This window comes from Acinetobacter sp. Leaf130 (assembly GCF_001423205.1).
Classification (GTDB): Bacteria; Pseudomonadota; Gammaproteobacteria; order Pseudomonadales; family Moraxellaceae; genus Acinetobacter; species Acinetobacter calcoaceticus.
This window is the reverse complement of sequence record NZ_LMOE01000001.1, coordinates 533,882-553,840: the sequence shown is the minus strand read 5'-3', so window position 1 is coordinate 553,840 and position 19,959 is coordinate 533,882. Positions and strand designations below refer to the sequence as shown.

19 protein-coding genes and 1 pseudogene are annotated in these 19,959 nt (G+C 36.6%); 9 read left to right on the top strand and 11 right to left on the bottom strand.

What is annotated here, in order from left to right; translation table 11 throughout:
* Positions 1-85: 85 nt before the first annotated feature.
* The 7 genes and pseudogenes from ASF86_RS02250 to ASF86_RS02230 all read right to left on the bottom strand — a co-directional run bounded on the left by ASF86_RS02250 (position 86) and on the right by ASF86_RS02230 (position 4,850).
* Complete coding sequence (locus ASF86_RS02250; RefSeq protein WP_056479000.1) at positions 86-1,030, bottom strand: DUF4424 family protein; 945 nt, start codon at positions 1,028-1,030, stop codon at positions 86-88.
* 124 nt (positions 1,031-1,154) lie between these two features.
* Positions 1,155-1,499: a hypothetical protein gene (locus ASF86_RS02245; protein ID WP_005041708.1), complete on the bottom strand. Its 345-nt coding sequence runs from the start codon at positions 1,497-1,499 to the stop codon at positions 1,155-1,157.
* Between the two features lie 312 nt (positions 1,500-1,811).
* A complete protein-coding gene (locus ASF86_RS02240) occupies positions 1,812-2,270 on the bottom strand; it encodes a hypothetical protein (RefSeq protein WP_056478997.1) in 459 nt (152 codons plus the stop codon).
* A gap of 250 nt (positions 2,271-2,520) precedes the next feature.
* Positions 2,521-2,715 carry a hypothetical protein gene (locus tag ASF86_RS18935; RefSeq protein WP_081407521.1) on the bottom strand — a complete coding sequence of 65 codons (195 nt, stop codon included), beginning with the start codon at positions 2,713-2,715 and terminating at the stop codon, positions 2,521-2,523.
* A gap of 171 nt (positions 2,716-2,886) precedes the next feature.
* On the bottom strand, positions 2,887-3,204 hold the full coding sequence (locus ASF86_RS02235; protein WP_056478994.1) for a hypothetical protein: 318 nt from the start codon (positions 3,202-3,204) through the stop codon (positions 2,887-2,889).
* Positions 3,205-3,378: 174 nt separating this feature from the next.
* Positions 3,379-3,471: pseudogene (locus ASF86_RS19935) on the bottom strand (hypothetical protein); the annotation flags it as partial.
* 128 nt (positions 3,472-3,599) lie between these two features.
* Positions 3,600-4,850, bottom strand: coding sequence for a hypothetical protein (locus ASF86_RS02230; protein ID WP_056478990.1), 1,251 nt, complete (start codon positions 4,848-4,850; stop codon positions 3,600-3,602).
* Positions 4,851-5,277: 427 nt separating this feature from the next.
* Here ASF86_RS02230 and ASF86_RS02225 point away from each other — a divergent pair, with 427 nt between their 5' ends.
* Both ASF86_RS02225 and ASF86_RS02220 read left to right on the top strand, forming a co-directional pair.
* Positions 5,278-6,291 (top strand): SIR2 family protein, encoded by a 1,014-nt coding sequence (locus tag ASF86_RS02225; RefSeq protein WP_056478985.1) that lies wholly within the window; start codon positions 5,278-5,280, stop codon positions 6,289-6,291.
* A gap of 9 nt (positions 6,292-6,300) precedes the next feature.
* Positions 6,301-8,037 carry an ATP-binding protein gene (locus ASF86_RS02220; protein WP_056478982.1) on the top strand — a complete coding sequence of 579 codons (1,737 nt, stop codon included), beginning with the start codon at positions 6,301-6,303 and terminating at the stop codon, positions 8,035-8,037.
* A 141-nt stretch (positions 8,038-8,178) separates the two neighbouring features.
* Here the strand turns inward: ASF86_RS02220 and ASF86_RS02215 are convergent, their stop codons facing one another.
* On the bottom strand, positions 8,179-8,733 hold the full coding sequence (locus ASF86_RS02215) for a TetR/AcrR family transcriptional regulator (RefSeq protein WP_201784108.1): 555 nt from the start codon (positions 8,731-8,733) through the stop codon (positions 8,179-8,181).
* A 710-nt stretch (positions 8,734-9,443) separates the two neighbouring features.
* Between ASF86_RS02215 and ASF86_RS02210 the strand changes: the two genes are divergently transcribed.
* Entirely contained in the window at positions 9,444-10,202 is a 759-nt protein-coding gene (locus tag ASF86_RS02210) for an HD domain-containing protein (protein ID WP_056478976.1), read from the top strand.
* A gap of 139 nt (positions 10,203-10,341) precedes the next feature.
* On the top strand, positions 10,342-10,962 hold the full coding sequence (locus ASF86_RS02205; RefSeq protein ID WP_017386638.1) for an NUDIX hydrolase: 621 nt from the start codon (positions 10,342-10,344) through the stop codon (positions 10,960-10,962).
* A 77-nt stretch (positions 10,963-11,039) separates the two neighbouring features.
* On the opposite strand, the gene ASF86_RS02200 is transcribed toward ASF86_RS02205, so the two are convergent.
* Positions 11,040-11,639, bottom strand: coding sequence for a TetR/AcrR family transcriptional regulator (locus ASF86_RS02200; protein ID WP_056478973.1), 600 nt, complete (start codon positions 11,637-11,639; stop codon positions 11,040-11,042).
* A 180-nt stretch (positions 11,640-11,819) separates the two neighbouring features.
* Between ASF86_RS02200 and ASF86_RS02195 the strand changes: the two genes are divergently transcribed.
* Genes ASF86_RS02195 through ASF86_RS02185 form a run of 3 tightly spaced genes read left to right on the top strand, consistent with a single transcriptional unit; the run spans position 11,820 to position 14,689 of the window.
* On the top strand, positions 11,820-12,872 hold the full coding sequence (locus tag ASF86_RS02195) for a sugar phosphate isomerase/epimerase family protein (protein WP_056478970.1): 1,053 nt from the start codon (positions 11,820-11,822) through the stop codon (positions 12,870-12,872).
* A gap of 19 nt (positions 12,873-12,891) precedes the next feature.
* Entirely contained in the window at positions 12,892-13,791 is a 900-nt protein-coding gene (locus ASF86_RS02190) for an alpha/beta fold hydrolase (RefSeq protein WP_056478968.1), read from the top strand.
* Positions 13,775-14,689 (top strand): alpha/beta hydrolase, encoded by a 915-nt coding sequence (locus ASF86_RS02185; protein WP_056478965.1) that lies wholly within the window; start codon positions 13,775-13,777, stop codon positions 14,687-14,689. The genes ASF86_RS02190 and ASF86_RS02185 overlap by 17 nt, the downstream gene beginning before the upstream one ends.
* A gap of 121 nt (positions 14,690-14,810) precedes the next feature.
* On the opposite strand, the gene ASF86_RS02180 is transcribed toward ASF86_RS02185, so the two are convergent.
* Positions 14,811-16,757 (bottom strand): acid phosphatase, encoded by a 1,947-nt coding sequence (locus ASF86_RS02180; protein WP_056478962.1) that lies wholly within the window; start codon positions 16,755-16,757, stop codon positions 14,811-14,813.
* 363 nt (positions 16,758-17,120) lie between these two features.
* Here ASF86_RS02180 and ASF86_RS02175 point away from each other — a divergent pair, with 363 nt between their 5' ends.
* Complete coding sequence (locus ASF86_RS02175) at positions 17,121-17,543, top strand: DoxX family protein (protein WP_056478960.1); 423 nt, start codon at positions 17,121-17,123, stop codon at positions 17,541-17,543.
* A 147-nt stretch (positions 17,544-17,690) separates the two neighbouring features.
* Here the strand turns inward: ASF86_RS02175 and ASF86_RS02170 are convergent, their stop codons facing one another.
* On the bottom strand, positions 17,691-19,070 hold the full coding sequence (locus ASF86_RS02170) for an EAL domain-containing protein (protein ID WP_056478957.1): 1,380 nt from the start codon (positions 19,068-19,070) through the stop codon (positions 17,691-17,693).
* Between the two features lie 369 nt (positions 19,071-19,439).
* Here ASF86_RS02170 and ASF86_RS02165 point away from each other — a divergent pair, with 369 nt between their 5' ends.
* On the top strand, positions 19,440-19,946 hold the full coding sequence (locus ASF86_RS02165) for a sigma-70 family RNA polymerase sigma factor (protein WP_056478954.1): 507 nt from the start codon (positions 19,440-19,442) through the stop codon (positions 19,944-19,946).
* Positions 19,947-19,959: the final 13 nt, after the last annotated feature.

The window sequence follows — 19,959 nt, the reverse complement described above, 5'->3', positions numbered from 1 at the left end:
GCATTAGAAATCCCTCTACTTTTATAGTATGGAATTTCTTAGCGTGATTAGGCTAGCCATTTATTCATTTTTATTTGAGTTTGGCTTATTTCACTCTCACAAAAATAATATCAAGGTCTTTTTTGGGTACAAACTTGGTTTTGGTCATCTGAAATTGAGTTGGACTAATCTTTTTAACTTGTCCATCCCAGCAAAATGAAACCAGTTCATTTTTATCGCGCTCAATGGTTAGCTTGAAGTTTTCAATTGGCTTTGCCCAATTTGCACCTGTCGTCAAAATATAACCCAAAGCACTAAATGGAGAATTTTCTGCACTGGCTTTTTTTAAGCCCTGCTTAAATTGATTATCCATACAAAATTGTCGGCTATCTTCCTCGGGATATAAGGCAACAGAACCCCCCACCAAAGGTTTATATTCATGGTGGATTTTAGTCAAACTATTGGCTTTAAAGGTTTGCTTCCAACTATAGATCACTTGAGATGACCAAGGGATTACATCATCTTTTTTAAAATTAGCTAAAATTTTCTGTATTTGTGGTTTATTACATTGCTTTAGCTTATCTACATAATACTCATAATCATAGTTATTACGCAGCCACGGGTTGAGCATATCTTTTTCACTAAAACCGCATTGCTTAAATTCGTCCGTTGCATCAATCAGAGGCGATTTTTCATCTTTTTGAATAAACGTTCTAACATGCATTTCCGGTTTTATATTTTTCCCATCAACCACAATCTTAAAACTTTTTAGAAGTTCTTCTGTATGGGCAAAATCAGACTCAAAAAAATTATCAATGCGCGGTAAAGGAAATAAGATTGTTTCAGTGACCTCTTTATTGCTTAGGTTTTTATAGAGGTAATCGACCTTAATGAGTTTTTTACTAATAAATAGATCTTCGCTTTGCATGGCAATCTGCGAATTTTTGAGATATTGAATTCCACCTGTACCGACGTAGCCCGTAGAATCATTGGCTACGCTATAGGTCGATAGTTGAATCAATACAGTAAAAGTCATTACAAGCTTTTTCATTTTAAAGCGCTCTTTGTCATTTTCTAATTATGGAATGTCAATCTGTGGTAAATCATATTATATATTTCACTCACAAAAAACCGTCTAAAGACGGTTTGTTCATACATTTAAAATCTAATTCCTTTTAATGATAATTTAGTTTCTGCCTTATCATCCTTTTTTGCACACTAATTTTTCCAATAAAGTTGGTTAGCCATAAAATGCATTCATCCCGATGTTCAAAATGAGGAATCAAACTTAGATCAACTTTTATATCTCTATCTGCCAAAGGCAAACTCAGGCAATATTCAAAATCGATAGAGTTATACTTTAATTTTAGATCCTTTTCTTCGGCTTGTTTTTTGATTTCAGCCATAATTCGATTGAGGTTAACAATCAAGTTATTTGAAACTTGGTTATTTTCATAAATACGTTCATATACATTTTCAGCAACATCTATGTATTTAATTAGCTCGGCATTTTCGTTCATATTATTTATATTCCCCTTTTTTTAAAGATTATGAACAGCTAAATGTTTAATTGCGTTACTTGACACATTGCTTATGTGAAAACCGTATATTTTTCTTTATTAACAAATATCTCTAAGAGATTGTTATCTATTATGATTCAATAGATATTTGCACATTTGTATACATTTAAAATTTTCTAAAATCTAAATTTAGACAATATTAAATGTTAGTTAGGATGAGATTAAGACAAAAAAAACCGCCCCAGAAGGCGGTCGCTGAAGTTAACCCAGCAGTATATAGAAGTGTGGTGGACCGTCACTTCTATATTCTTTTTATGAAGGAGTTTTATTGGTTTTACTAAAATCTTCAGATTTAAAATAATTGATAATCATGTCTGCATGCTCTTCTTTTTGAGGAGCTACAGATGCAGGAAATGCATCTTTCGACATCTTAAAACCTGGTGGAAGAAATTGCGAAATGGGCGGCAATTTAGGTTTTCCACCTTCCGTAATTCGTTCAATAAAACCAGCTAACCAAAGAAGATACTCTCCTTCATTTGCAAATTTTGGCATGACACTTAGGTCAATTTTAACTTTGCATTCACTTAAAGGTTTGGTTAAGTTCTCTTCAAAATCTATATAGTTGAACTTGAGCTTAAACTCAGTTCCCTTGATCGCTTTTCGAATCTGACTAATTAAACAGTTAAGATTCTGAGTAATGTCATCAGTGAATAAGCTATCTTTTTTAATATTTTTATAAACCTTTTCGGCTACAGCTAAATACTTTGGCATTAACCTCTCTCCGTACTATTGTTATAAAGTGCTGATCTAAAAATCTTTTATGACTTTGATTATGCTCAAAGAAATGTAAGCAAAGGTAATCTTATAGGTGCGGCTTGTAAGTAATTAGCATCTTATGTAAAGACAGCCTAAAAAACACCTAAAAAAATTATGGTTTTGATAACTCATCCACAAAATGAATGGTTGAATAGAGATAATTAGAAACATTTACTTTCATATTATTTTATACCAATTGGTAAAATTAATATATTTTCATCTGTTTATCACGTCGCATCAAACCCAAAACAGATCTACGCACTCTTATTTCTTCTTCAGAAAAAGGCAAGTGTTCTGTGAGTTCGTGAATTGGGAGAGAATTATTTTCTATCAAGAAACAGTCTTGCTCTGTTGTCCAGTTAGAAGTGGTTGATTCAATTTGCTTTAGATAACGTTTCATATTCCCTAGCAGACTTGTTTGCAATCTCAAGATGCCTGTCTTTCAGACGAGCTTATCCCTTAGATTTTGTGGTGATCTTAAGGCTGAACGCGATTATAGCAGTCTGTAGATGAGATGTTCAGCTTATAGCCTCTAATAAAAAAAGCCCACACACTGTGAGCTTCCTACTCATTATTTTGCGGCATTCACCCCAACAATAAACTGACTACAATTAGAACCTTCAGATGCATTACCTAATTGCTTTTCAGAGAATTTGAATTTGGATGCAACAGATTCATAATCTTTTTTAAGGCTTTGACCTGTTAGCTCACCTAGCTCTTTCACTTGTTCTGGTTTCAAGATGTCATGTTCAACAGCTTGGTTTACCATTACACATGCTGTCGTCATTGCGTCATAACGTGCAGCAGTTTTAGAGTAACCAAGAGCACCTATTACACCACTAACAATTAAACCAATAATGACCGCTAAAGTTACGTACATTTTATTCATTTTTTAAATACCTAAAAATCTAACGAAAAAACGAACACTTCAAAAGGATGTGCTCAAGTTCAATTAGGATAGTCGTATTTACATGATATAAAAAGTTAGATTCTGTCACATTTATTGATAGGTTTAGATACATATAAACCATTAAGGTAAAAATGGCTGTGTTAGAAATACAAATCAGACAGAGAAAAAAGCATTATCTTGATAAGACATTTGATCGCCATAGCTTGCATCTAATTGCACTAGATCCTTATAGATCATATTTCTAAAATATTTAGTGTTTTACTAAAGTATAAGATAGATCAGTTTTCAAAAGCTTTAGAACTCCAGAAAAAATGACAAATAATTATATATCGCACTTTACTTTATATACACCACTAACCTATAAAGATACAATATTATTGAGCCTTTAGTTGAAAAAACTCTTCCTCTAACTCAAGAATTGATTGTTTAAATCTCATCCTTTTAATTTCACAAGTATTTTTTCTTTCAATAATAGCATCAGATGTAAAAAAGGCCTCTTGAATTTGTGTTTTATGTTTATCACTTAAATCTATCATATCATCCATACCAAAAGCATAAAATGGATAAATATCAGAATCTTTCCTATTATAAACCAAACCACTAAGCTTATAAAAATCAATTAATTTAACAAACTCATCATCGAAGCTACATAATGCAGGAAAGAAATAATCTGCCTTTTCACTAAGAGAAAATGTAGATGCTTTCTCTAAATATCTAAAATGAAAAATATCCCATGCCATAGCTTTCATCTTTTTGATCAATTCCTTAGAATTTTTTTGAATTTTTCCAAAGAAATTAGATTTAGATGAATAAATAGCATATACAAGATTAGCATCACGAACAGACATCCAGCCAAGATATTTTTGATTCATCTCAAAATATGTGTAGATCTGTGTATAAATTGATTTATTACTATATTTCCATCGAATAATAGCAATTATTAAAATAATTATATACTGTTCATAAAACATGCTTTCATACTCAGTATTAAACTGTTCATCAGTTAACCTGAATATTTCTTGAGACATTTGCTGCTGGGCTATTTCTTGAATCTCTAAATCTGTTTTCTTAAATTCTAGCTTATTCTCATTCTTAAATGTATCGAAATCCAAATTTCTAAACATCTCATAAGCAAGCTTAACATTATAGATTTTATCTAAATTACCGCCACACTTTAAATTATATGTATTTTCAGTCAAGTGAGGGATAGGATCAACATTTACATCTGGCTCTATAATAAATCTAAAAAACTCGTCTAAATCTTCTGGTAATCTATTATTCTCTCTATCAAAAAAATATGAATATAAATAACTTACAGCCTGTGTATCCAAAGAGATCGAATAGTCAATCGGAATCTCCTCTTTCTTCCCAGATAATAAGGAATCAACAGTTTTTTCACTTAAAATAAATACATTATTATATTTATATAGTCCTCTTATAGCACCTGTCTTTGAAAAATTTTTATCTACTGCAAGACCTGGAATAGCAGCTGAAGATTTGTCAAAACTTAAGATGAAAACATAGTCTTTTAATATACCTTCAAACATTTTGTATAATTCTGCTGCTTCTTTTATTGATGAGGAAAGAGCAATTTCAGCTATAAGTTTTTTTAAGCCTAAATTCATATTAAATTATCTCTAAAAAAGAGTTTAATAATAAAGCGCATACGTAATAAAACAAGGCCAAGACGACATATCCTGTCGCAAGACCTCAACACAATTTAATAAGTAGTAGTGACGATAACGCATGTGTCACTCAGCGATCTCATATGACATATCAGTTTTATTTTTACTATTTTCAAGACAATGATAGAGATCACTCAGAAGGAAACTATGTCATTGAGGTTGTATACCCCTCCTTAATTTCTTATCTATATATCCTAAATAACTAATCTTCTCCAATATGAGATAGTCTATTTATTTTGATTCAATTAAATTTATTGCTGGCATAAATGTATATTTGACTTATCATTTTTTATAAGTTACAACAAAATACATCTTTACACTTGAACCAATTAAAAAACGCTAATTCAAGCATATAAAGGATAATATCTTGTCTAACATTAATTATGAAAAACAGGCTCAGGATTATTATGGGAAAGCTCCTATTATAATTTTGGGTAGTGGGGCTTCAGCAGCACATGGAATGTCTGGCATGGGTGCACTTGCACAGCATTTGACGGAAAAAACTGATGTTTCGGAATTGTCTGATGCAGACATGGAATCTTGGGATAATTTCTGCCAAACACTTAAAAATGGCATAGATCTTGAAACAGCGCTCCATCAAGTAGATGTATCTAAAGAACTAACTTGCAAGATCATAAATTCCACTTGGTCACTCATCAATACTGAAGATTGCAATATCTTCAAAAATGGCTTGCAAAATATTTCGATGTTTCCACTAAGTCGCCTACTTAAACATATGTTTGAAACGAGCCTAAAAAAAATAAATATTGTCACGACAAATTACGATCGTCTGGCTGAGTATGCATGCGAGCAAAGCAAAATTCATCACTATACTGGTTTTACACACGGCTTTTTCCGCCAACTAACCACTCCCGATGAATTAACCTGCTTGCGCAGAGTGAATATCTGGAAAGTGCATGGATCTCTCGACTGGTTTCAATCTCCACTAGAAGACACCATTGCAATTTCAGGCGCCCAAGAAATTCCTGAAAATTACAGCCCACAGATTGTGACACCTGGTACTCAAAAGTACAAAAAAACACATCTTGAGCCATTCCGCTCTATCATTAATAACGCCGATACAGCTATCAATGAAGCAGGATCATACTTGTGTATTGGATATGGATTCAATGATGAGCATATTCAACCAAAACTTATGGCGAAATGTCAGCGACAAGGAGCACCAGTCACAATCATCACATACGCCCTTTCCGATTCAGCCAAAAAACTTATTATTGATGGCAAAGCAAAAAATTATTTAGCGATAGAGCGTGGGGCTTCAGATGACAAGTCAGTTGTCTACTCTTCTCTAACCAACTCTTCGTTCACAGTTGATAAAAATATCTGGAGCCTTGAAGGCTACTTATCACTCATTATGTAGAGAGAACATATGCCAATATTTAATTTTAAGGATGAAGAGACTCTCGGGAAGGTTGCCTCCGTTGATACAACGAATGTTATTGTAGATGTGGAGAATATAGCTCATCTAAAACGGCTACAGGTTAATCACCTTGCTGTCCTCCAGAGCAGCAGACCTGGACAGCACCTCATTGGGCTGATTACGCAAGTGACTAGAAAGCGTGGTATCGAAAATATTTCCGATGATGGAATCATCGACCAAAACTCAGAATTGAATCTATGCCGCATTGCTTTAATTGGAACCATGCTGGATCGTGATGGCTCCAAGGAGAATGTCTTCCGTCGAACACTGGAAAGTGTTCCGGAAATTGATGCCAACTGCTTCTCACTTGAAGGTGATAATCTAACCAGATTTATGCGTACGCTCTCTAGTGTTTCGGCGGATGAAAATGCCTTGACATTAGGAAAGTACACCTTAGATGAAAATGCAGTTGCATATCTTAATGGCAATAAATTTTTCCAGCGCCATGCCTTTATCGGAGGAAGTACTGGCTCTGGGAAGTCGTGGACAACTGCCAAAATTATCGAGCAGATGGCAAGGCTTTCTACTGCGAATGCCATTGTCTTTGATCTTCATGGCGAATACGCTCCATTAATAGGCTCAGGAATTCAGCATTTCAAAGTCGCAGGACCAGCCGATGTTGATGTCAAACGTACAATCTCTGATGATGTGCTCTATCTCCCATATTGGCTCCTTTCTTATGAAGCATTAGTTTCCATGTTTGTGGACCGTAGCGATCAAAATGCCCCTAACCAAGCCATGATAATGGCTCGGGAAATTAATCAAGCGAAAAGAAAGTACCTTGAGGACAATGGACAACATGATTTACTAAAGCATTTTACTGTGGATAGTCCCGTTCCATTCGATCTCAATTTCCTAATGGGGCGACTAAATTCAATTAATGTCGAAATGGTTCCTGGTGCTAAAGCTGGAACTGAAAAACAAGGGGATTTCTTCGGAAAGCTTGCACGCATGATTTCCAGACTTGAAAATAAAATTGCCGATAGACGTCTCGGATTTATGTTTAATGGCGGTGGTGATATTCTTGACTTTACTTGGCTTGAAAAATTTGCGAATGCTGTTCTTGGGAGTACTGGCGAAAATAACAAGGCAGGTATCAAAATCATTAATTTTTCCGAGGTTCCATCGGATGTTCTTCCTCTAATTGTATCTCTTGTTGCACGAGTCACATTTTCTATACAACAATGGACCCCATCCGAACTTCGTCACCCTATTGCACTTCTCTGTGATGAAGCTCATTTATATATGCCTCAGCGTAATATGGCAGATTCTGCTGATGATATTTCATTGGATATCTTCGAGCGCATCGCCAAAGAGGGACGTAAATATGGTGTCAGCTTAATTGTAATTAGCCAACGCCCATCCGAAGTAAATAAAACACTGCTCAGCCAATGCAGTAACTTCGTTTCAATGCGGCTAACTAATGCTGAAGATCAAGGGGTTATTAAACGCCTTCTTCCTGATAGCCTCGGAGGCTTTAGCGATATTCTTCCAACTCTCGACACTGGAGAAGCATTAGTCGTTGGTGATGCCAGCTTACTGCCAAGTCGAATTAGGATTGATGAGCCTCAAAATAAACCGAATAGTGGAACGGTGAATTTCTGGGATGAGTGGCAGAATCCTGTCAAAGACAATCGACTAATGGCGGCTATAGATAACTGGCGCAAGCAAAGCATACAATTATAGAGAAAGACTCGAGGGGAACAAAGTTTCTCCTCATATCACCTCTACTTAAGAAAATAACAACACCTTTATTATTCTCAGCGAGAAACACCAACTGATGTGTCGCTCAATGAATATTAACTTTAATAATAAAAGTACTTCCCCTCACCCAAACCCCAACAAAAAATACTCAAGCAACCGCTCTCTTTCATCTGGTTTGTTGGGGTCTAAAAGCTGAACCATCGCACCATCAATCACAAACAAAAACATGTGGGCATCTTGTTTTGAAGCATTTTCATTGGTGGTTAAAAGCAGTTTATAGATTTCATTAATCAGCCAGTTCCGATATTCAACTACGGTCTGATATGCCTTTGGATGTGTTTTCGCAATTTCAAAAATAGCCTTAAATGGCAAATGGTAAAGCCCTTCTAAGTCGGCATGTAAAAAGTAAATCTTGCGCAGTTTTTCAACTAGGGTTAATTCTTTTCGAACATGGATAATTGAAATCACTTCTTGTTTAAGCCCATCTTTTTGAAAGGTTAGGCTCATTTCAATGAGACGTTCTTTTGAATGAAAGTAATTATAAAAAGTCGCTTTGGGCACTTTTGCCGACTCGATAATTCGGTCTACGCCGACGTTATGAAAGCCGTATTTATTAAAGAGAAATCTTGAAGTGTGAAGCACGCTTAAAGCACGAAATGGAAGATCTGAATGTGGCATAGTTTTACCGTTATAAAAAATTATTGTTGTATATAAATGAGATATAAAAACTGCTGCCGTTTTTTGGGAGAAAAAAGGCATAGCAAAGCCCATAAAGACTGTGCTTGGCACATCTCAAGTTTTATTGTTGATTAAGTTTTTTGGTCGTGACGATTTAAAGCCTGAAAACCTTACGGCGATCAAACTGCTTTAAAAGTTTAAGTTGTGTCGTTATAGCTTTTGGCAAAGACTGCCAAGAAATAATGGATGTGCAAAGCCAACTCCTTTTTATTTGGAGTTCTGCCAGAGCATAAGAGATTTATGGTGGCAGAACGAAAGAGGGTTAGCAGACTGGTTAGACTCCAGCACACCCGAGGGTGTCCCTCTCCCGTCCTACCGCTACGGGAGGGAACGAGATGTGCACACAAAACTATTCCTCAGAAGAAATAATCCTGATGTGGTCTAAAACGGTCTGCTAAAACCGACTGGCAATGTAGGCCAGCAGGCAAAGAATAGTATTCAACCCTCTTTCAGTCAAGCACACAAAATGACATTTTTTTTAAAATAGATCATTAAAAAGTAAGGATAAATAATTAAAATTTATTGTTAAATTGGGGTTTATAAAACATTAACATAAGATCAAAGGGCTATTTATTTCTTAAAAGATACAACTTGCAAAAAAACATCTATGATAATATTTTAGAGTAATTACTCTAAAATGAGATCTAATAATGAAAACTATAAGAATTGGTTCATATAACTGGATGCAATCTACAAATGGTCAGCTCAGCTTCAAAGAGAAAATTAAGTTAATTCAAAAAATTATGCTGCCGAGTATTATGGCCTCTATAAAAATAAATTACTTTCGGTTCAAAACTTCCAACGATTTTGATATCGATCAGATCGTAATACCAGATACTCAAATGGTTAAAGTCGCGCTTGATGAACTAGAAGCTAAAGCAAATATATCTATCTACAATCATTCATGGCGCACCTATTTCTGGGGAGCTGCCTTAGGCAATATACAAAAACAGCAATTTGACCATGAATCACTTTTAATAGCCTCACTTTTTCATGATATTGGCTTAACAGAACAGCATATTCATAATAAAGGTTGTAATTGTTTTACCTATGAAAGTGCCAAACAATTTGAGCTAAAGGCTAAAGAACATAGCTTTGATGAAAAGAAAAGTGAAGTTATTAGAGATGCTATCTGCTTACATATGAACGGCTATATAGATCATTCTGACCCTGCTGAAATTACTCTATTACAGCAAGGCGCATCCTGTGATGTGATTAGTGACAGTCTATATAGACTTCCCCTATCTTTTAGAAATGAAATTTTAGAAAAATACCCTAGAAAACAATTTAATAAAGAATTTATTGAGCTTATTGATTTAGAGAGAAAAAGTGTTCCAAATTCACGGACAGGTTTATTATCTGAACTTGGTCTACCGCTCATGATTAAGGCAAACTTATATAAAGAGTAATTTTTTATTAGAGCTATTAATCGTAAAAAAAATCTCAAAAGACTTCGCTTGAAATTTCAGTTAACAACTGTTTAATAGTGCTTCGCGTGAGTATGGCTTACCATAGCTAAAAGATATAAGCTTGAAGGCATCCGTTGCAATGAATGACTCAGTTAAGTGGCTAGAAACTTTAAATAAAATTACTGGTATTGCTCAAACAGGTTTACATTATTCAAAAGATGTTTATGACAAAGAACGTTATGAACAACTCTTAGGACATATTGAATATTTGTTAGAATTAAAAGAAATCAAAACAGAAAATTTTATTAATAATGTTCTTCAAGATGTAGGTTATGCCACTCCGAAACTAGATGTCAGAGCAGTTGTTTTTAAAGAAAATAAATTATTATTAGCAAAAGAAATTGGAGATGGACGATGGTCTGTTCCGGGTGGATGGGCTGACGTGGGTTACTCAGCGTCGGAAAATGCTGAAAAAGAAGTTCTGGAAGAAACAGGTTTACGCGTTAAGGCCATTAAATTATTGGCTTTAACTGATAGAACTAAACACCCACACCCTCCGATGTTTTTACATGTATATAAGGCTTTTTTCTGGTGTGAAATTATTGATGGTGAACTAACACCAAGTATTGAAACACCCGAAGTTGGATTCTTTGGTAGAGATGAGTTGCCACCTATTTCTACAGCACGGGTAACAGAAGAACAAATACAGCAATTTTTTGATTATTTAGAGTCAGTACCAGAAATTACTAAGTTTGATTAATAAAAACTCAATGTAAGGCAGAGCTCTTATATTTGGAGTTCTGCCACCACATTACGAATTAAATAAATCTCAATTCACTAAACACTCACAACATATTGATCTAGATTTTTTAATGCAAAATTAATCACTTGAGAAAGCTCTTCTTGCGAATATCCATCTCTTGCTTGAACAGATAATCCATGCAGAACCAGCGCATAATATTGCCCTAAGGTTTTAGGGTCAGCCTCTGCCACCAATTGACCATCTGATTTTGCCTGAACAAATCGATCAACCAGACTCTGACCCCGTGCAATACGTTGTGCTTTCATCCAGTCTAAAACAGCTTGGTTTTCTTCGCCTAACACGCTCGCTGCCGACACAACCATGCACCCATATGAGTGGTTGGCTTGCGTGTAAAGCGCTAGCGCATCTTGAAATAATTGGCTGATGGCATCTTTAATATTTTTTTGCTTTAAAGCATTTAGCGCAAAGTTACCTTCATTTTTTTCATAGTGATTTACGGCCTCTCTAAACAAAGCCTCTTTTGAGCCAAATGCTTTATAAATTCGAGCTGAGGCAATCCCCAAAACTTCAACTAAATCTGACATTGATGTGCCTTCATAGCCATGAAGCCAGAAAAAATCTCTCGCTTTTATGAGAGCTTCTTCTCGATCAAACTCCCTTGGTCTGCCAGCCATAATGACCCTTTATCAAACTTAGTACGTCTTTTCATTATTATTCGAAAAAAATATTTTCACAAATAAATCAATGAGATTTATTCAAAATAGTCCCGTTTTGTTTTGATTTTCAAATAAAAAGTTGTTTTTATCCAAAATTCAGCCTATTGTTTGTCGATCGACAACTAATTAGGTTTTATTATGAAAACCATCAAAGGCCCTAGTATTCATCTTGCTCAATTTAGCGATGATGTTTTCCCTTTTAACCGTCTAGAAGATATTGCTGCTTGGGTAGCAAACCAAGGTTTTGAAGCGGTACAACTTCCTGCTTGGGATAAGCGTTTATTTGATGTCAATTTGGCAGCAGAAAGCCAAGATTATTGCGATGAAATATTAGGTACTTTAAACAATCATGGCTTAAAAATTAGTGAGTTAACAACTCATATCTTTGGGCAGTTAATGGCTGTGCATCCTGCTTATGACTCAATGTGCGATAACTTTGCCCCATCTCATTTGCATGGCAATTCAGAAGCTAGAACCGAGTGGGCAAAACAACAAATGCTCGCTTCAATTCAAGCATCTGCCCGTTTAGGTCTTAAAGATATGGGAACATTTTCAGGCTCTTTGGCGTGGCCTTATGTATTTCCATTTCCTCAAAGACCGTCCGGGCTTATAGAAACGGCGTTTGATGAATTAGCGCGTCGCTGGCTTCCTATTTTGAATGCTTGTGATGAACAAGACGTCAACCTTTGCTATGAAATTCACCCCGGTGAAGATTTGCATGACGGCATTACATTTGAAATGTTTTTAGAGCGAACTCATAACCACCCACGTTGCAATATTCTTTTTGACCCAAGCCATTTTGTTTTGCAGCAACTGAACTATGTGGAATATATCGATATCTATAAAGATTTCATTCGCATGTTTCATGTTAAAGATGCCGAATTTAATCCAACAGGTCGCCAAGGAATGTATAGCGGCTATCAAAGCTGGGGAAATCGAGCGGGTCGATTCCGTTCTACGGGTGATGGTCAAGTTGACTTTAAAGCGATTTTTTCCAAGTTAGCGCATTACGACTACGAAGGCTGGGCAACATTAGAGTGGGAATGCTGCCTGAAAAATAAGGATGATGGCGCACGCGAAGGTGCCGAGTTTATTAAGCAAAATATTATTCATGTCACCGATAAAGTGTTTGATGACTTTGCTGCTGCCCCTGTGAATCAGGCTCAAATTAATCAGTTATTAGGTATTTAAGGAATCGTAAGAGATCAACATGAAAAATCACCTATTCAATGAAAACTCGTATAACGAATTCCAACATCATTACATTCACATCGAAAGTAAAAAATTACACTACGTCACCTTAGGGGAAGGTCCAGTTGTATTACTGATTCCGGGTTGGCCACAAACATGGTACGCGTGGCACAAAGTCATGGTTGAACTGGCGAAACAGGGTTATCGAGCAATCGCAGTTGATTTACCCGGAACAGGAAATTCAGCTCCACTGGATGGAAGTTACGATACGGGGCGTATCGCTAAAATTTTATCAATGCTCATGGCTGAACTTGAATATCCAACTTATTCGGTTGTTGGTCACGACATTGGCATGTGGGTTGCCTATGCGCTTGCATCTGACTTTCCTGAGTCAGTGACTCGTCTTGCGGTAACAGAAGCAGTGATTCCCGGTTTAGCGCCCGCACCTCCTATTTTTGTTGAGCCGAGTGAAAATATTTTTCTTTGGCATTTCATGTTTAACCAGACCTTAGATTTACCCGAAGCCTTAATCGCGGGCCGTGAAGATACTTATTTAAATTATATGTTTGATAAATGGTCGTGGCACAAAGATAAAGTGGCGATTGAAACTTATATTGAAGCCTATAAAATTCCGGGTCGATTAACAGCGGGTTTTAATTATTACCGTTCTATTCCAGAGACCATACGTCAAAATAAAATTAGAGAAACTAAAAGCTTAGACATGCCAGTTTTAGCCATAGGCGCTGAACATGCCACAGACAATGCACCTTATGAAACCATGAAAAAGGTTTCACCGCATTTAACCAGTGCGATTGTAAAAGACTGCGGTCATTTCATTATGGAAGAACAGTCAGAAACATTTAGCTCTCTCATTTTAGATTTTTTACAGCAGGAAAAAAGCCATGCCTCTACTTGCTGAAATTGAAAGCTGGCTTAAGTCCAGACCAACCACACAGGCTGTAAACTCGTTGCAAGAGCTAAGGGAACAAGTAAATAAAGACATTATTGATCAGCAAGGCATTCATCATGATGCCAGCTATCAGCAAAGTTTTCATGTTGCTGTTTCAGATGGTATGGAAATTGAGGTTCGTGTTTATGTTCCCCATTCCCTAGAAAACACTGAGCAACGGCCCGCTTTAGTTTTTGCTCATGGTGGAGGCTGGTGTCTGGGAAGTTTAGATGCATGGGACCGCTCGTGTCGGTTATTAGCAGAATCCACTCAACTGGTTGTGTTTTCTGTGGACTATCGATTGGCTCCAGAGTTTAAGTTTCCAACTCCTCTAAATGATTTTTTTATGGCATTCTGCTATATCCATGAGAATGCTTCACTGTTTGGAATTGATCCAAACCGTATTGCTGTAGGTGGAGATAGTGCGGGCGCAAACATAGCTGCGGCCACATGTCTCATGGCAAAACAACATCCAGAAATTAAGGTGAGCCATCAACTTCTGTTCTACCCAGCCTTAGATGCCACGATGAGTAGTAATTCTTATAGCCAATACGCCGAAGGTTATGGTTTGGACTCATCCACAATGGTTTATTGCTGGGATCAATATGTGCCGCATGAAAGTGAAAAACAGAATGAACTTGTAAGCCCGTTACTCGCTCAGTCTTTAGATGGATTGCCGGATGCAACCATTTTTGTTTGTGAATATGATCCCGTTCGCGATGACGGTGAAAGATATGCTCAAAAACTGTGGGATTCCGGTATTCAGGTGAACTTTCATTTGTTAGACGGAATGATTCATGGCGCGATTCACATGCTGGCAATTAGTCCCGAGAATGTAAAATCTATCTATAGCAAAATTCGTATGTAGATAGATTTTTCGATTATTCAAACATATTGCTTAGTCGGGCCACTCTTCAGAATTGTTTAATTACACTTCTGGAGTGGCCCAATTAAATTTTAACTATGGGTATTGGTTATCCCAGTTACGCTTATGACACCGTGAACTTAACGCTATTATTTTGATAGATTGGCGTAATATCCTTGCCATTCAGTGTCACTTTTTTGTAGGTGCCTTGGACTTTTTTAGCTGATAACACCGTATACGTTCCTGCCGCTAAATTGTCTTTTGTGACGAGCTGCAATGTTCCATTTAAAGTCAGGGTATTTGCTACCTGAACTGCTGGAAGTGCATTCGATTTAAACGTGATGTTGAATGTGGTCCCTGCAAGCTGAGTTAAATGACCAGCAATGTTAACTGTTTTAGCTGAGTTAGTTTTTAATAGGCTATTTTCATGCATATAAATATCGCCTTGACCAGCACCATGCTCAGATAATATTTCTAAACCACCTTGCTTTAAATCAATACCGCCCGTAAATGCGTTATTTCCTGTGAGTGCCAAAGTTCCCGTGCCTGATTTGGTCAGTTTACCTGCACCCGTAATATCATTACTCCATTGGTCATATTGGCTAAAGCCGCCTAAACTTGCATCCATGGTCAGATTTACGTCACCATCAAAACTGCCATAACCTGCGCCCGCTCTAAACAGGTTTAAACGACCGTATCCTTCTACGTCATCCATGACTGGGTAACCCGAAGCAAGCGCAGTCGATTTTAGAACTACACGGCGCTGATCGGCTGTTAAATAAGGAAGTCGGGTTTCTAATAAAACTTCGGCTCCTTTAGGCACAGTGGCTATTTTTGTTTTATCGCCAATTTGGTTAAAACCATAGGTCATCCAGTGATTGACCTGCTGTTTTAATTTTTCAATATCGGCAAAACGGTCATTCGCGTCATAAGGTGTTTTAGACAAACTATTAAACGACTCAAACGTTGAGCTATTGGTTTCTTTCATAAGCTGTGTTTGAGCTTGTAAATAAGCTTCTTTTCGTTGCTCTACAGTCATGGCATTTAAGTTTGCAACATCTGCGGCAATCGACTGAAGTCGTCCGCCAATTACGTCCATCGCTGAATGCATTCCCGCAATAATACGTGAATCACCCAAATCTAAACCACGAGCGATTAGTTCCTGATAACGCTGAGGCACTAAATAAGCCATTGCAATTGCATTTCGACCAGCTTCAGCTGTGTGTCCACTTGGGAATCCACCGTCAGTTGCGGGCGTACTACTTTTTGCAGACTCTAAACTAGGCACTACAATAACTTCAGAACTCCAGCGCCACGGACGTGCATATTTATAAAAACGTTTTGCAGACTCCGTCGATGAGTTATTTCCCATCACTTGAACAAATTCAACGACTTTACCAAAGTTGGCGTTTCCATCAGCCGTCGTCAGCCCACTATTATTTCCTTTGTCATCATATTTTACTTGTGCGGCATCGGCTGGCACTGAATTGATTGTGGTGGTCTGCCCAGTGAGTTTTCGCCATGGATCGGTTAATACTCCCATCCCTGTCGTTACGCTATAACTTTTCCCACGTCTATCATCTAAATAGGCACGAATAGCTTCTTCTTCTGTACGCTTATGCGTGGTCTGAATTGAATAATTAATGTTGTAGTTCAATACATCCGCATTCTTTTTTGTACCGTCCGTACTGTCACCCGGTAGACCTGTCCAGTTTGATGCGACTACCGCAGGAAAGCCGTCTTTTGCCTCAGCAGATTGGCCTGCATCTACAAATAAACTTGATGGCGTCCATACCTCTAAAAAACCACTCAGCACACGTACACCAGCATTTGTTTCAACCGTTGCATACCGCGCATCGCCACGTTGATTGGTCATCCACGAATCTACAATGGTGGTGATATTTGATGGGACTGGAGCATTATCCTCAAAACCTACACCCTTTGGCGCTGCGGGTATTTCTTGATTTGCTGTCGAATTATCATCAGAAGAATTGCTGTCATTACACCCTGAAAAAAAGACCGAACAAGAGATAAGAGAAAGTAAAAGTGTATTTATTTTAAAGCTTGACATGATGTGACCCGTTTAATAAATATCCGTATCTTTCATCATTAATGTTTAGTTGTTATTACATATAACTAGTTAATTTAAATTTATTCTAAATAATATATTTGCAGTTTTATAGGTCGGAACTGCTCATAAGCAAATGGATAAGGAAATTCTTTAAAGACAAGGATATCTAGGTTCAGAGGGTGCAATTGTGAAACATTCTAGGTGATACTATACTCATACTCAGGAACACCATGTTTGGTATGGGCTGATTCGGCTATCGATATAGAATTATAAGAGTGCAGCCACTCTAATTAGAACTATCAAAAATGATTAAAGGTGCTCTCTATCACACTATCAACAATATACATATAAGGTGTATTTCATATGAATAACTTACAATATTTTGAGCTAAAAAGTGCCAGATCAATTTTATTATTACTTGCACGTGTACTGCTAGTTGCTCTTTTTCTCATCTCAGGTATACCAAAATTGATTGGGTTTGAGGGAACCGTGGGTTACATGCAATCATTACATACCCCTCTTCCTGTTCTTGCAGCCGCTATTGCTGTAGCAATGGAAGTAGGTGGTTCTCTTCTTATTGTGCTTGGCTTCTTTACCCGTCCAATTGCTTTAATTTTTGCTTTATACACATTAGGAACTGCAATTATCGGCCATGCATATTGGAATATGACAGGTGATGCCGTTCATCCTAATATGATTAATTTTTACAAGAATATAAGCATTATTGGGGGATTCATTTTATTAGCGTTCACTGGTCCTGGAACTATCTCTTTGGATAAAAAGTAAGATCCTTAAATTATCAGCTAATTTAAGAAGCATTGAGCTAAACGCAATAAACAAACATAACAAAGTTAAGAAAAAAGAGAGCTCAAGCTCTCTTTTTTTATTTTAAAAACTCATAAGAATAAGAATAAAATCCAATTAAATCAAAAACTAATCCAAACTATTCAGATATGACACTTGTTTAAGAAAATCTTTTAAAGGCATGGGGCATCCCCATAAATAGCCTTGAAACTCCGTGCAGCCATTGTTTTTAAAAGCGCTAAACTGTTCAGCAGTTTCAATTCCTTCTACTAACACTTGTAGGTTCAAATCTAGTCCAATTTTAATAATACCAGTGACTAATTTATTACTACGTTTATCATCCAAAGCTGCTTGTACAAAGCTCCGATCAATCTTGATTTGTCTAATGGGCATCTTCTGTAAATAGCTTAAAGATGAATATCCTGTACCAAAATCATCAAGAGAAAGCTGAATTCCTTGTTTAGATAAGATATGCATTTTTTCGATGACGCTCACACAATTATTTAAAGCAATATTTTCAGTGATTTCTAATATGAGTCGAGATGGATTTATCTCATACTGCTGAATCAGCCCGATCACAGTCTGATCAAAGTTTGGTTGCATGAAGTGATCAGCACTAATATTGATTGAAAGTGTAAGATCTTTGGTCTCGTCTTTTTTACTCCAATCTTTTAAAACTTTGCAGGCTTGAGCCAATACCCACTCCCCAATCTCTGGCATTAACCCAAAAGTTTCAGCCGCGGGAATAAAATCTTTTGTGGGAACATAACCTAAAACAGGATGTTGCCATCGTAATAAAGCTTCTGCGCCAATTAGTGTTTCAGAAGCATTGATTTGTGGTTGATAGAAAAGCTCAAATTGTTCTTTTGCCAGTGCTAAACGTAGGTCTTGCACCATGGTATTTTCTGTTTGTATCTCTAATTGCATGGTATAAATTGAAATACAAATCATGAGCGTAGCGACACAAGTTGCAATCCATCCACCATGGTCACGAATATCTTCGGGCAAAGGTATAGCGCTCTCAAGATTAAAAGAGCTGCCACTAAAAAATATAAAGCACCCAATCGACAATAGAATTAAAACGATTTGTAAAAAGCTTGGATTTCTACGGTAATTTAAATATCCCAATATCGCCCCAGCAGGTAAAAACAATTGAGCAACCTGCGGACGGTCATTTGTAGCTACATCAAAAAATAAGCAAAAAATGACTGGAAAAACAAGCAAAACGACTTGAGATAAAAGAATGCCCGCTGAAACACGGTTTATATAAATGAGAAAAAGACTAAATATGGAGATCAGTGTAAAAAAGATATCCATACCAACAATCAACCACATTTGAGAAAATGCGAAATATATGGTCCAAAACAAGCAAAAAATAATGCAAATAAAGATATTCGCTTTTGCTGCGATTGTAAGCTGCTGATCCTTTACGGCACGGTAATTTTTCTGACGTTTTTTAAAGTAAGACGAAGCTATCATAAATAAATCAACCGTAAAATATTTCTTCATAGACCCCCATCTTGATCATTGATTTTCCTTTTCAATATTCACCAATAAAACTTCATGTTTTATTCCCTTGTTCTTTATATGATTCGACTTGAGATCAGTGTTGTTTTAATTGTGGTGGTACAGTCCAGTTGTTTAATTGAATGATGTTGCTTTTTCAATCACCCTATAATTTTAAAGTATTATTCCCTAACGATACATGCCTCAGCGACTAAGGTACAGGCTTTAAATAGTGAAAAATTAGAACATTACCATTTTTAGAATATATCGTTTCAATGATTGATATTAATAATAATTATCATTACTATTTAAGAATATCTTAAATGTTTGTTTAATTGTGCTACTCATTACCAATTTGTGGGCTCCTCTGCTATGAACCTGAATGTAGATAAACAAGTATGGTTTAGCCAAATTTACCGTTCTCAGCAAACCACGCTCTTGTCATGGTTTAAACATAAGCTTCAGCATCATCATCAATCTGAAGACCTGAGTCAGGAAGTGTTTTATCGTGCTTTAAAAAGTGAATATAGTTTTAAACAAATTAAAGAGCCACAAGCATGGCTAATGGGAATCGCCAAGCATGTCATTATTGACCATTGGCGCCGTCAACATATTGAAAATCTCTATCTCGATGCCCTACAACATCTTCCGGAAGAATATTACCCCTCTGCCGAACATGAAGTTTATATTCAAGAAACCTTGTATCAGGTTCATTTAATATTAGAAAAACTCCCCACCCGAACGGCTCAAGTGTTTTTGATGTCGCAACTAGACTGCATGACTTACCGAGAAATTAGTGAAAAAATCAATGTTTCTGAGGCCACGGTAAAAAGAGATATGAAACAAGCTTTTTTGGCATGTATAGACCTCTATAATTAAACCCGTTAAACGT

What these genes read in the sequence shown, in the direction of transcription:
- ASF86_RS02165 (WP_056478954.1), top strand. Translation starts at nt 19,440, where the DNA reads ATGAACCTGAATGTAGATAAACAAGTATGGTTTAGCCAAATTTACCGT.
- ASF86_RS02230 (WP_056478990.1), bottom strand. Translation starts at nt 4,850, where the DNA reads ATGAATTTAGGCTTAAAAAAACTTATAGCTGAAATTGCTCTTTCCTCA.
- ASF86_RS02190 (WP_056478968.1), top strand. Translation starts at nt 12,892, where the DNA reads ATGAAAAATCACCTATTCAATGAAAACTCGTATAACGAATTCCAACAT.
- ASF86_RS02185 (WP_056478965.1), top strand. Translation starts at nt 13,775, where the DNA reads ATGCCTCTACTTGCTGAAATTGAAAGCTGGCTTAAGTCCAGACCAACC.
- ASF86_RS02195 (WP_056478970.1), top strand. Translation starts at nt 11,820, where the DNA reads ATGAAAACCATCAAAGGCCCTAGTATTCATCTTGCTCAATTTAGCGAT.
- ASF86_RS02250 (WP_056479000.1), bottom strand. Translation starts at nt 1,030, where the DNA reads ATGAAAAAGCTTGTAATGACTTTTACTGTATTGATTCAACTATCGACC.
- ASF86_RS02210 (WP_056478976.1), top strand. Translation starts at nt 9,444, where the DNA reads ATGAAAACTATAAGAATTGGTTCATATAACTGGATGCAATCTACAAAT.
- ASF86_RS02245 (WP_005041708.1), bottom strand. Translation starts at nt 1,499, where the DNA reads ATGAACGAAAATGCCGAGCTAATTAAATACATAGATGTTGCTGAAAAT.
- ASF86_RS18935 (WP_081407521.1), bottom strand. Translation starts at nt 2,715, where the DNA reads ATGAAACGTTATCTAAAGCAAATTGAATCAACCACTTCTAACTGGACA.
- ASF86_RS02220 (WP_056478982.1), top strand. Translation starts at nt 6,301, where the DNA reads ATGCCAATATTTAATTTTAAGGATGAAGAGACTCTCGGGAAGGTTGCC.
- ASF86_RS02215 (WP_201784108.1), bottom strand. Translation starts at nt 8,733, where the DNA reads ATGCCACATTCAGATCTTCCATTTCGTGCTTTAAGCGTGCTTCACACT.
- ASF86_RS02175 (WP_056478960.1), top strand. Translation starts at nt 17,121, where the DNA reads ATGAATAACTTACAATATTTTGAGCTAAAAAGTGCCAGATCAATTTTA.
- ASF86_RS02240 (WP_056478997.1), bottom strand. Translation starts at nt 2,270, where the DNA reads ATGCCAAAGTATTTAGCTGTAGCCGAAAAGGTTTATAAAAATATTAAA.
- ASF86_RS02235 (WP_056478994.1), bottom strand. Translation starts at nt 3,204, where the DNA reads ATGAATAAAATGTACGTAACTTTAGCGGTCATTATTGGTTTAATTGTT.
- ASF86_RS02205 (WP_017386638.1), top strand. Translation starts at nt 10,342, where the DNA reads ATGAATGACTCAGTTAAGTGGCTAGAAACTTTAAATAAAATTACTGGT.
- ASF86_RS02170 (WP_056478957.1), bottom strand. Translation starts at nt 19,070, where the DNA reads ATGAAGAAATATTTTACGGTTGATTTATTTATGATAGCTTCGTCTTAC.
- ASF86_RS02180 (WP_056478962.1), bottom strand. Translation starts at nt 16,757, where the DNA reads ATGTCAAGCTTTAAAATAAATACACTTTTACTTTCTCTTATCTCTTGT.
- ASF86_RS02200 (WP_056478973.1), bottom strand. Translation starts at nt 11,639, where the DNA reads ATGGCTGGCAGACCAAGGGAGTTTGATCGAGAAGAAGCTCTCATAAAA.